The sequence below is a fragment of the Streptomyces sp. NRRL F-5135 genome (assembly GCF_000719775.1).
GTDB lineage: Bacteria > Actinomycetota > Actinomycetes > Streptomycetales > Streptomycetaceae > Streptomyces > Streptomyces hebeiensis.
On record NZ_JOHR01000029.1, the window covers coordinates 50,217 to 61,409 of the forward strand.

The following is an 11,193-nucleotide window of genomic DNA, read 5'->3' on the forward strand; positions in this document are numbered from 1 at the left end:
ACTAAGGATTACCTAACCACCCTCGTTCGCCCAACTGCCCTCTCGCCAGGCGCGCCACAGCCGCGCGTACTGGCCGCCCAGAGCCACCAACTCCCCGTGCGTTCCTTCCTCCACCACGCGCCCCGCGTCCAGCACCGCGATCCGGTCCGCCGCCATCGCCTGGGTCAGCCGGTGCGCCACGAACAGCGTGGTCCGGCCCGAGCACGCGGCCAGCACGGCCCGTTCCAGTTCGGCGGCGCCCTCGCTGCCCGCCTCCGCGGTCGACTCGTCGAGCACCACCACCGGCGAGCGGCGCAGCACCAGCCGCGCCAGGGCGATCTGGGCGACCTTGGTGCCGTCCAGCCGCTCGCCGCCCTCGCCGACCATGGTGTTCAGCCCGTCGGGCAGCGACTCGACCCATCCGCCGGCGCCGACCGTGCGCAACGCGTCCATCAGCCGCGCGTCGCTCGCCCCGGGCGCGGCGAGCCGTAGGTCCTCGGCGAGCGGCCCCGAGAACACGTGCGTCTCCTGCGTCAGGATGCTCACCAGGGCCCGCGCCCCGGCCTCGTCCAGAGCGGCGAGGTCGTGCGGCCCGATGCGCACCGACCCGGCCCCGGGGGTCCCGATGCCGGCGATCAGCGCGGCCAGGGTCGACTTGCCCGCGCCCGTCGCGCCCACCAGGGCGAGCGAACCTCCGGCCGGGATGGACAGGTTCACCTGCCGCAGGACCGGTTCCTCGGTGCCGGGATAGCCGAAGGTCACCCCCTCCACCGTCACCGGGTACGGTGCGGAGTCCGCCGACGCGACGGACACGTCACCCACCAGCCGGTCCTCCGAGGGCTCCCCCACCACCCCGACCAGGCGGGTGAGGCTCGCGCCCGACTTCTGCGCCTCGTCGAAGGTGAACATGATGGCGCCCAGCGGGGTGAACAGCCGGTGGAACATCAACGGGGCCGCCGACACCTCGCCCAGGCTGGCGGCGTCGGCTTCCAGCAGGGCGTACCCCACCACGAGGATCAGGACCAGCCCGATGAACTCGGCGCGGTTCTCCCTGCCGACGAACCGGCCGAAGAACCGGAACACGTCGACGCCGAGATCGCGCACACGCCATGACTCACGGGTGACCTTCTCGCGGACGGCTTCCTCCAGGCGGTACGCCCGGACCGTGTCGATCCCGTCGAGGCCGCTGATCAACGCCTGGGCGCGGTCGGCCTGGGCCACCCGCTGCTTCCGGTAGAGCGGGGCGGAGCGGGGCAGGTACCAGCGCAGGGCCAGGGCGTACGCGGGCAGCGCGCCGGCGCCGGCCAGGCCGAGCCGCCAGTCCAGTCCGAACATGCCGACCGTGGCGATGACGACCAGCACCCCCGCCGAGAACACCGTGGGGATCGCCGTCCGGATGCCCTTGGACAGCACGGCCACGTCGTCACCGACCCGGGACAGCACGTCGCCGCGGCCGACCTGCTCGATGCGTGCGCTCGGCATCCCCAGCACCGCGCGGACGGCGCCTTCCCGCAGCCGGGCGAGCAGATCCGCCCCCAGCCGCCCGATCAGACAGGTCGACGCCGCGGTGGCCGCCGAGCCGAGCAGCGCGGCGACCCCCATCGTCACCCCGACCGTGACCAGCACCGAGCGCGATCCGCCCCCCGCCACTCCGTCGACCACCTGGCCCAGCAGGAGCACGGGGAGCACCTGGAGCGCCGCTCCGGCCACCGTGGTGAGCACGGTGAAGGCCGTCAGCCAAGGGGTCCGGCGGCAGTGTGCCGTGACCCAACGGGTGGCCTCGCCCCCGGTCGCCGTGCGCAGGTTCGCCGGGGCCGCGCGGGTGTCGGTGGCACTCACCCAAGGACCAGGTCTCGCCGGGGGCGGGCCGGTTCGGCCGCCATCACCGGCCGACCGACTTGACGAGCTGGTCGATCGCGTACGGCAGGGAGAGCAGGGTGCTTTGGGACATGGCCGCACCGACCGCCGGGCCCTCGCTGTCCAGCAGGTACGACACCTTGCCGTTCTTGACGGCGGACAGGTTGGTGAACAGCTCGAACTTCTTGAGCGCTGCCGTGTCCGCCTTGTCGTTGATCACGAAGATGCGGTCGACGTCGACCAGGTCGACACGCTCGGGGGACAGCACGGTGAAGAACTTGCCGTCCGCGATCTCGTCGATCTTCGTGGCGCCCCGGTAACCGATGCCCGTCACCAGCCGTCCGCGCACGTCGGTGGTGGTGAACGGAGCGAGCGAATCCTTGTACCAGGACAGCGCGACAGCGGTCTGGTCGGCGAACTCGGGGTGCTCCTCGCGAGCCGTGTCGAGCTTGTCCTGGATGCCCCGCACCAGCTCGGCGCCCTCGTCCTCCTTGCCGAGCGCCTTGGCGATGTGCACCGCGTTGTCCTGCCACGGTGCGCTGAACGGCTCCTTCTCGCCCTTGGTACGGCCCACCGTCGGGGCGATCTTCGAAAGCTTCTCGTAGCCGGCCCGGTCGATCTCGGAGTAGACCGCGATGATCAGGTCCGGCCGCAGGGAGGCGATCTTCTCGTAGTTGGGGCCCGGGTCACCGTTGTTCATGACGACCTCGGGGCGGGTGTCTCCCCACTTGTCCTTCACCCAGGGCCACTGGGTGTTGATGTCGGGGGACTTGCCCGCCGGGTTCGGATACTGGTCGACCATGCCGACCGGCTTGATGCCGAACGCCAGGATGGCCTGGTCGTCCGTATAACCCACGGAAACGACCCGCTGAGGAGCCTTGGTGATCTTCGTGGATCCAAACGCGTGTTCCACAGTGACCGGGAACGCGCCGGCGGCGGCCGCCGGAACGTTGTCGCTCCCCTTGTCCGGCGAGTCGGAACCGCATCCCGCCAGGAGGCCGACACCCAGGGCCGCGGCGGACACGGTCGCCGCCAGCCGCCTCCAGGGCTTCACAAGAGTCGTTCGATGCATCCGGAATCCCTTGCTTTCACACAGTGCACTGCGCCCCCGTACAAGGGCAGCCAAACCTTACCCCGAGCAACTGAGGCTAGCCTAGCCTAACTTGCGACTTTCTCTCCGTCGGACACGAGCCGGGCCGGGGCGTGCCCGGCCCATGCCGGCCCGGTGGTTTCCGCGGCGCATGCGGACATGAGACCCGGCCGGCGGTGCCTGGAGCCCGGAGGCTCGCGGAGCGCCGGCGGGCATCACGCGCGGGCCTACGGGGCCGGCCGGACGTGCGTGCGGCCGATCGGCACGATGAGCGGACGATCGCCCACCGGGTCGTCAACCACCTTGGCGTGCAGCCCGAACGCCTCGTACAGCAACTCGGCGGTGATCACGTCACGCGGGTGCCCCTGCGCCAGGATCGATCCTTCCCGCATCACGACGAGATTGTCGCTGTAGCGCGTGGCCAGATTGAGGTCGTGCAGCACCATGACCACGGTGCGCCCCGACTCGTGCAGGTCGTCCACCAGGTCGAGCACGTCGATCGCGTGCGCCAGGTCCAGATAGGTGGTCGGCTCGTCCAGCAGCAGCAGATCAGTGCCCTGGGCCAGGGTCATCGAGATCCAGACGCGCTGGCGCTGTCCGCCGGAGAGCGAGTCGACCGGGCGGTCGGCCAACGCGGACACCCCGGTCATGGCCAGCGCGCGCGCCACGACCTCGGCGTCGTCCGACGACCACTGCCGCAGCCAACTCTGGTGCGGATGGCGCCCCCTGGCGACCAGGTCGGCCACCGTCAGCCCCTCGGGCGCGACCGGCGCCTGCGGCAGCAGACCGAGCTTCTTCGCCACGTCCCTGGTCCTGAGCTCGGCGATGTCCTCGCCATCCAGCACCACCGTCCCCAGGGCGGGCTTGAGCAGCCGCGTCAGGGTCCGCAAGAGGGTCGACTTCCCACAGCCGTTGGGACCGATGATCGTGGTGATCACCCCGGGCGGGATCGCCACGTCGAGATCGTCGATGACCGCCCGGCCGCCGTACCCGACCGTGACGCCCCTGGCTGCCAACCGTGCGACGTCCGCGGCCTGGGACTCGGTCCCTGCGACGTCCGCGACTCCGGACCCGGTCCCGGTCCCGGTGATGAACTGAGTGACCACAAGCCCCCCTTGATGAGGTTCGCCTTACCTTCTTACCATCTATCGGAGGTTCGCCCGCACCAGCAGACAGACGAGGAACGGGCCGCCGATCGCGGCGGTGACCACGCCGACCGGGAGCGTGATCGGCAGCGCCGTGCGCGCGACCAGGTCGGCGCCGATCAGCAGCAGCGCTCCCACCAGGCCGGAGGCGAGCATCGGCGGGGTCGGGTACTTCGCCAGGCGCATCGCCACCTGTGGCGCCACGAGCGCGACGAACGGCACGGGGCCCGCCGCGCTCACCGCTCCGGCGGCCAGCAGGACCGCGCACAGCAGCAGGACCGCCCGCACCCTCGAATACCGGACGCCCAGGCCCGCGGCGATGTCGTCGCCGAGGTGCATCGGCTTGAACTGGAACGCGACCCCGGCCACGACGGCCATCAGCACGACCGTGCACCAGAACGCCACCCTCACCTCGTCCCACGACCGGTCGTCCAGCGAGCCGACCAGCCACGCCTGCGCCCTGGCCACGTCCCTGATGTCGGCCGAGACCAGCAGCCAGGTCGTGATCGCCTGCATGACGGCGCTCACCGAGATACCGATGAGGATGAGCCGGAAGCCCTCGATCCCGCGCCGCCACGCCAGGAAGTACACCAGCAGACCCGTGCCGAGACCGCCCGCGAGCGCCGCCGCGGGCAGGCCCACCGAGCCGGCCACCGCCGCGGCGGTCCCGCCCGACACCGTCACCAGGAAGACCGCGACCGCGCTCGCGCCCCCGGTGATCCCCAGGATGTCCGGACTGGCCAGTGGATTGCGCGCGACGGACTGCGTGATCGCTCCGGACATCCCCAGCGCGATCCCCACGACGAGTCCGGCGAGCGCACGCGGCATCCGCAGGTCCATGACCACGAACTCGTCGACCCGCTCGCCCCTGCCGAGGATCGTGGCGATCACCCGGGACAGCCCGACGGGGAAGTCCCCGACGCTGATGGAGAGGCAGAACACCAGGAAGGTCGCGGCCGTCAGCAGCAGCGTCACCAGGACGAGCCAGGGCCGCCACACGAACGACACGCGGCCGAGCCGCACGCCCGGCGCCACCGATGAGGTCACTTCTGTCCCGTTCACGCGTTCTTGAACTTTCCTCGCCACACCAGGACCGCGAAGAACGGGGCGCCGATGAGGGCGACCACCACACCCGCGTCCAGTTCACCCGGCCGCACCACCACGCGCCCCACCATGTCGCAGACCAGCAGGACTACGGCACCGAGCAGACCCGCGTACGGCACCAGCCAGCGGTAGTCCGGCCCGGTCAGATACCGGGCGATGTGGGCCACCATGAGCCCGAGAAAGGCGATGGGGCCGCACGCCGCCGTGGCCGCGCCCGCCAGCAGGGTGATCGCGACGATGCCGATGGTCCTGCTCAGCGCGATGTTCACGCCCAGCCCTCGCGCCACGTCGGCACCCAGGTTGAGCAGGTTGAGTGCGGGCAGGGCGATCAGCGCCGGCACCAGTCCGACCGCGATGAACGCGGTCACCGGCCCGATGACGTCGAATCCGACACCGGCCACGGAGCCCGCGTTCCAGAACCGCAACGCGTTCAGCGAGTCCTGGTCGGACAGCGCGACCGCCGTGGTCATCGCCATCAGGAACACCGTGATCCCCTGCCCGGCCAGGGCGAGCGTCAGCGGGTTGCCCGCCCCCCGGCCGATGCTCGCGAGGCCGAAGACGACGACGCCGGCGAGCGCCGCCCCCGCGAAGGCGAACCAGACGTACTGGAACGGGTTGGCGAACCCGAAGACGGCGATCACCGACACCACGGCGAACGAGGCGCCGGAGTTCACTCCCAGCAGGCCCGTGTCGGCTATGGGGTTGCGTGTGTATCCCTGGATCAGCGCGCCGCCGACCCCCAGAGCGGTGCCCGCCACGATGGCGAGCACCGTCCGGGGCAGCCGCACCGTTCGCACGATGAGCCTGATCTCGGTGAGCCGCTGATCGGAGTCGGGCACCGCGAACAGCCCGCGCCAGACCTCGGCGGGACTCAACGCGCGCGCGCCGACGGCCAAGGACACCACCGCCGCGATCAGGAGGATCACCACCAGCGTGCCCAGACCCGCGACCAGCCGCCGGCGGACGTGTGTTGCCCCCTCGGGTGCGGGGCGCTCAACTGCAGTTGTGCACATGTCGACGTACGTCATCCCTTTGATCCCCCGGGGACGCGTGGCCCGTTGGGCACCACACGTCCAGGACAGAACCCAGTGCCTCTCCCGGCACTAGGGCGTGTTGCGAAAGTAGCGCCGTCCGCCCGAAGGGCGGGGCCGGCGGCGTCTGGTGCGTGCGATCGCAAGGCGGAGGATCGGCGTCGTCGATGGACCGGACGTACTTGGACGACTCCGACAACGCGGCGAGCGTGCGTGCCAGGCGTCGCCGGCCAGGCGGGACTTTCGCAACACGCCCTAGCGGGCGGTGCCGTCCGCGACCGGCCGGGCCTCGTCGGACGTGGACTTGATCCCCCGGTCGAGCAGCGAGTCCAGGATCTCGCCGACCCGTATCGCGGTGTTGGACAGCAGGGACGTCGTGATGCCGTGCGTGTGCTCCGTGCCGCCCTGCAGATAGATTCCACAGCGCAGGTCGGGCTCCGTCGCGATACGGTAGTCACGCTCGACACGGACGCGGCCCTCGTCGTCGCGCAGACAGCGGTCGGCGACCTCGCCGAGGAGGCCGAGGGGGTCCGCCGGGCCGTAGCCCGTGGCGAACACCACCACGTCGGCGTCCAGGGGCGTCTCCTCGCCCGTGACAAGGGATTTCACGGTGGCACGGACACCGCCGGGGGTCTCCTCGACATCGGTGACCCGGGACACGTTGAGAAAGCGCAGCCGCTCCGCGCCGAGGACCTTCTCCTGGTACATCCGCCGGTACAGGTCGTCGATCAGGTCGATGTCCACCACGCTGTAGTTGGTGTTGCCGTGGTAGGCCATCAGCCGGCTCTTGACGCTTTCGGGCGCGGCGAAGAAATCGTCGACCGCCCCGGGGTCGAAGATCCGGTTGGCGAAGCCGCTGTCGTCGGCGGGACTGTAACCGTAGCGCGAGAAGACCGCGCAGATCTCGGCCCGGGGGAAGCGGCGGTGGAGGTAGGCGACGTTCTCGGCGGCGCTCTGCCCGGCGCCCACGACGATGAACCGGGAGGGGCGGGTGCCGCCCGGACCGCCGCCCAGTCCGTCGACCTTGCGCAGCAGATCGGAGTTGTGCCAGATACGGTCGCGGCGCTCCACGCCCTCCGGCATGAGCGGGCGCAGCCCGGTGCCGATGACCAGGTTGCGGGCCCGGTGTGTCTCGAGGCCCTCCCCCGACCGGACCGTCACGTCCAGGTACTCCACGGCACCGTCGTGGACGAAGGGCGTCACGGAGACGACCTCGTGGCCGTAGGAGACCATGTCGTCGACCTTGGCCGCGGCCCATTCGAAGTAGTCGTGGAACTCCACCCGCAGCGGGAAGAGGCTCTTGTGGTTGATGAAGTCGATCAGCCGGTTCTTGCTCTGCAGGTAGCAGAGGAAGCTGAACTCGCTGGCCGGGTTCCGGAGCGTCACCAAGTCCTTGAGGAAGGACACCTGCATGGTGGCGTCGTCGATCAGCATGCCGCGGTGCCAGCCGAAACTCGGCTGCTGCTCGAAGAAGCGGGCGGTGACCGACTCCTGCCTGCCGACGTGTGCGTTGTGCTCGCTGAGCGCGATCGCCATCGCCACATTGGAGGGGCCGAAACCGATGCCAATGAGGTCGTGGACCCGTGGTGCGTCGCCAGGAAGAACCTGTGACATGTCACTCCCATCGTGCGGGAAAGCCGCCTGTCAGGCCTGAGGGAAAGTGCGAAAGGTGGGCACGCCGACAGAGCGACCCAGGGCTGAACTTAGGTGAGCCTAAGCTAATCTTGCGCCGCTGTCGATAGTGCCGCCCGATTCCGACAACCCGTCAACCACGTCCGGAAAGCGCCCCATTGCCAACTAAGGCAAGCCTTGCTTTACTCACTGTCGATCTGTTCCTGCTCCGAGGAGGAAGCCCATGCGGGTCGTCATGTTCGGTTACCAGACCTGGGGGCACCGGACCCTGCGAGCCCTCCTGGACTCCGAGCACGACGTGGTACTGGTCGTGACGCACCCCAAGAGCGAGCACGCGTACGAGAAGATCTGGAGCGACTCCGTCGCCGACCTCGCCGAAGAGCACGGCGTCCCGGTGCTGATCCGCAACCGCCCCGATGACGAGGAGCTGTTCGAACGCCTCAAAGAGGCGGACCCGGACATCATCGTGGCCAACAACTGGCGGACATGGATCCCCCCGCGCATCTTCGGCCTCCCGCGCCACGGGACGCTGAACGTCCACGACTCGCTGCTGCCCAAGTACGCCGGCTTCTCCCCGCTGATCTGGGCCCTGATCAACGGCGAGCGCGAAGTGGGCGTCACCGCGCACATGATGGACGAAGAACTCGACGCCGGCGACATCGTCCGGCAGGAGGCCGTCCCGGTCGGGCCGACGGACACCGCCACCGACCTCTTCCACAAGACCGTCGACCTCATCGCCCCGGTCACCATCGGCGCGCTCGGCCTCATCGCCGCCGGTCAGACGGAGTTCACCAAGCAGGACCGCTCCCTGGCGAGCTTCTTCCACAAGCGGTCCGCCGAGGACATCCGCATCGACTGGAGCTGGCCGGCGGAAGACCTCGCACGCCTGGTCCGCGCCCAGTCCGAGCCGTATCCCAGCGCCTTCACCTTCCACAAGGGCAAGCGCCTCGAAGTCCTCGCCGCGGTCGTGTCCCAGAACCGCTACGGCGGTACGCCCGGCCGCGTCTTCTACCGCGAGGGCGAGGGTGTGGTGATCGTCGCCGGAGCCGACGCCCGCACCGGCCGCAACCACGGCCTGGCCATCACACGCGTACGGACCGAGGACGGCCGGGAGCTGCCCGCGACGGAGTACTTCACCTCCATGGGCGGCTATCTGACCAACCGCCCCTGATACCGGTCCCCAGGCCGTTGCCGGCCACAGCGGGGCCCGCGTCCCGGCATTCCGACAGGACGCCTCAGCCGTGTGATCCGGCGGGTGGGTCGGCGAACACACCATGGAGCATGCCAGTGGCCTGGCCGACTTCGATGAGGTAGCCGTCGGGGTCGCGCATGTAGCAGCGCACCTCGGCCTTCCGGTCGAGAGGTTCCGTGAGGAACTCCGCGCCCCTGGCCACGGCGTTGGCGTAGAAGGCACGGATGTCGGCGACACGGACGTTCAGGAAACTGGAAACGGTGTCGCCGGTCTCCGGCGGTGTCAGGGTCACCCCGGGCTTGTCCGGGGTGGGGCCGCCTCCGGGGTTCATGATGATCCAGCTGTTGGCCACCTTCACGATGGCCGGGTTCTCCTTCAGCACGACCTCGCCGCCGAGGATCTCGGCGTAGAAGCGACTCGACCTCGCGACGTCGCGCACGGTCAGGAAGTGGGTGAGAACAAGCCCATGCTCGGGTGCGGGCAGATTGCCTGGAGTCGTCATCGCGGTGCCCCTCTCGTGCGGGCGCCGGGCCGGGCACCCAGCCCGCTTCTCGTGCCCGGGCCGGCTCGGCCCGGGTTCCCGCTCGATTCTGGAGGAAGCGGCCGCCATCGCGCGTATGGGTGCCGTTTGCCCACGTCAGGGGCGTGTCTCGGCGTCGCACGCCGGTGCCGTGCCCGTGCGGGCCGACCGAGTTGCCCCCGCGGCGGGCGGGGGCGAGCATGCTTGATAAGGAATCCGTCCCCGGCAGGCACCGAAAGCGACGGCCCCGGCCTCCGGGAGCTTGTGCGGCCGGTCGTCCCCTCCCAGGGTCCGGAGCCGGTCGGGCCGGTCGAACCGGCCGAACCCGTCACGTTCCGAACAGCGGCGACGCCGATCCGGAAGGCACAACGGTGACACAGCGATCGACGCACACGCGTGAAGCCTGGCCGCGGCTCCGGACGGCCGACTGGGCCGAAACAAGAGACACGCTGCACATGTGGACGCAGATCGTCGGCAAAGTGCGCCTGGCGCACGCACCGCTGATGAACCACTGGTGGCAGGTCACCCTGTACGTCAGTCCGCGCGGGCTGACCACATCCGCCATCCCGTACGGGTCCGGCGCCTTCGACATCGAGTTCGACTTCATCGACCACCAGCTGCGCATCCGTACCAGCGATGGTGCCGTCCGCACCGTGGCTCTGGAGCCCAAGCCCGTGGCCCGGTTCTACGCCGAGACGATGCGCGCCCTGGACGAGGTCGGAATCGAGACGCGGATCCAGGCCCACCCCAACGAGGTGGAACCGGCGATCCCGTTCGCCGAGGATGACCGGCATGCCTCTTACGACGCCACCGCGGCCCGCCTCTTCTGGCGTCAGCTGTTGCAAGCCCATCGCGTCATGGGCGATTTCCGCTCGGGCTTCATCGGCAAGGTCAGCCCGGTGCACTACTTCTGGGGCGCCATGGACCTGGCATGCACGAGGTTTTCCGGCCGCCCCGCCCCGCGGCACCCCGGCGGCGCACCCAACTGTGGTGACTGGGTGATGGTGGAAGGCTATTCCCGCGAGTTGAGCAGCTGCGGGTTCTGGCCCGGCGGCGGCGAGGAAGGTGCCTTCTACGCCTATGCCTACCCCGAGCCCGAGGGGTTCGCCGATTACCCCGTCGCTCCGGCCGATGCCTTCTACAGCGGGGAAAACGGCCAGTTCATCCTGGCGTACGAGGCCGTCCGCACCGCCGACGACCCGGACGGCGTACTCAGCGCGTTCCTCCGTACCACCTACGAGGCGGCGGCCGAACGCGGCGGGTGGGACCGCTCCATGCTCGAAACCGACCCCCATCGCTGGCGGGACTTCCAGTGACGGAGCGCGGGTCCGGAGGGATTCCGCCACCGGAGCGGTCCGGCGGGCCGACGCGCCGTCTGCCGGGACCGCCGCCGCTGCCGGCTCGCGGCTGAGTGGCCGTCCCGCCCCCGAGCGCCCGGGGCCGGATGGGCCGAACGGTGGCGCACGGCATGCTGACCGCGTCCATGGCCACCGGCATGGAGAGGCCGGCCATGGTGGTGACGGCACTTAGAGGTCGCGCGGATAGGTGGGGCGGCGTCGCGTGCCGATGGGCGGCGCCCGGCGGCGTTGTCGTCGGTCATCCCCAAGGTCTCGGCTTCGCTCGACCAGGGGAGGCCCCTTCCG

9 protein-coding genes are annotated in these 11,193 nt (G+C 70.1%); 2 read left to right on the forward strand and 7 right to left on the reverse strand.

Features of this window, described 5'->3' with window-relative positions; all coding sequences use genetic code 11:
- Positions 1 to 12 precede the first annotated feature (12 nt).
- The 6 genes from IG02_RS0133605 to IG02_RS0133630 form a co-directional block, all read right to left on the reverse strand.
- Entirely contained in the window at positions 13 to 1,818 is a 1,806-nt protein-coding gene (locus IG02_RS0133605; RefSeq protein ID WP_030756810.1) for an ABC transporter ATP-binding protein, read from the reverse strand.
- Positions 1,819 to 1,861: 43 nt separating this feature from the next.
- Positions 1,862 to 2,908 (reverse strand): iron-siderophore ABC transporter substrate-binding protein, encoded by a 1,047-nt coding sequence (locus IG02_RS0133610; RefSeq protein ID WP_030756812.1) that lies wholly within the window; start codon positions 2,906 to 2,908, stop codon positions 1,862 to 1,864.
- 245 nt (positions 2,909 to 3,153) lie between these two features.
- Positions 3,154 to 4,032 carry an ABC transporter ATP-binding protein gene (locus IG02_RS0133615; protein WP_030756817.1) on the reverse strand — a complete coding sequence of 293 codons (879 nt, stop codon included), beginning with the start codon at positions 4,030 to 4,032 and terminating at the stop codon, positions 3,154 to 3,156.
- Positions 4,033 to 4,071: 39 nt separating this feature from the next.
- A complete protein-coding gene (locus IG02_RS0133620) occupies positions 4,072 to 5,133 on the reverse strand; it encodes a FecCD family ABC transporter permease (protein ID WP_030756820.1) in 1,062 nt (353 codons plus the stop codon).
- Positions 5,130 to 6,203 (reverse strand): FecCD family ABC transporter permease, encoded by a 1,074-nt coding sequence (locus tag IG02_RS0133625; RefSeq protein WP_234315007.1) that lies wholly within the window; start codon positions 6,201 to 6,203, stop codon positions 5,130 to 5,132. The genes IG02_RS0133620 and IG02_RS0133625 overlap by 4 nt, the downstream gene beginning before the upstream one ends.
- A 258-nt stretch (positions 6,204 to 6,461) precedes the next feature.
- A complete protein-coding gene (locus tag IG02_RS0133630) occupies positions 6,462 to 7,820 on the reverse strand; it encodes a lysine N(6)-hydroxylase/L-ornithine N(5)-oxygenase family protein (RefSeq protein WP_030756827.1) in 1,359 nt (452 codons plus the stop codon).
- A 241-nt stretch (positions 7,821 to 8,061) separates the two neighbouring features.
- Between IG02_RS0133630 and IG02_RS0133635 the strand changes: the two genes are divergently transcribed.
- On the forward strand, positions 8,062 to 9,009 hold the full coding sequence (locus IG02_RS0133635; protein ID WP_030756830.1) for a methionyl-tRNA formyltransferase: 948 nt from the start codon (positions 8,062 to 8,064) through the stop codon (positions 9,007 to 9,009).
- 64 nt (positions 9,010 to 9,073) lie between these two features.
- Here the strand turns inward: IG02_RS0133635 and IG02_RS0133640 are convergent, their stop codons facing one another.
- Complete coding sequence (locus tag IG02_RS0133640) at positions 9,074 to 9,532, reverse strand: VOC family protein (RefSeq protein WP_030756833.1); 459 nt, start codon at positions 9,530 to 9,532, stop codon at positions 9,074 to 9,076.
- 389 nt (positions 9,533 to 9,921) lie between these two features.
- Here IG02_RS0133640 and IG02_RS0133650 point away from each other — a divergent pair, with 389 nt between their 5' ends.
- Positions 9,922 to 10,866: a DUF5996 family protein gene (locus IG02_RS0133650; RefSeq protein WP_030756836.1), complete on the forward strand. Its 945-nt coding sequence runs from the start codon at positions 9,922 to 9,924 to the stop codon at positions 10,864 to 10,866.
- The last annotated feature ends 327 nt before the right edge of the window (positions 10,867 to 11,193 follow it).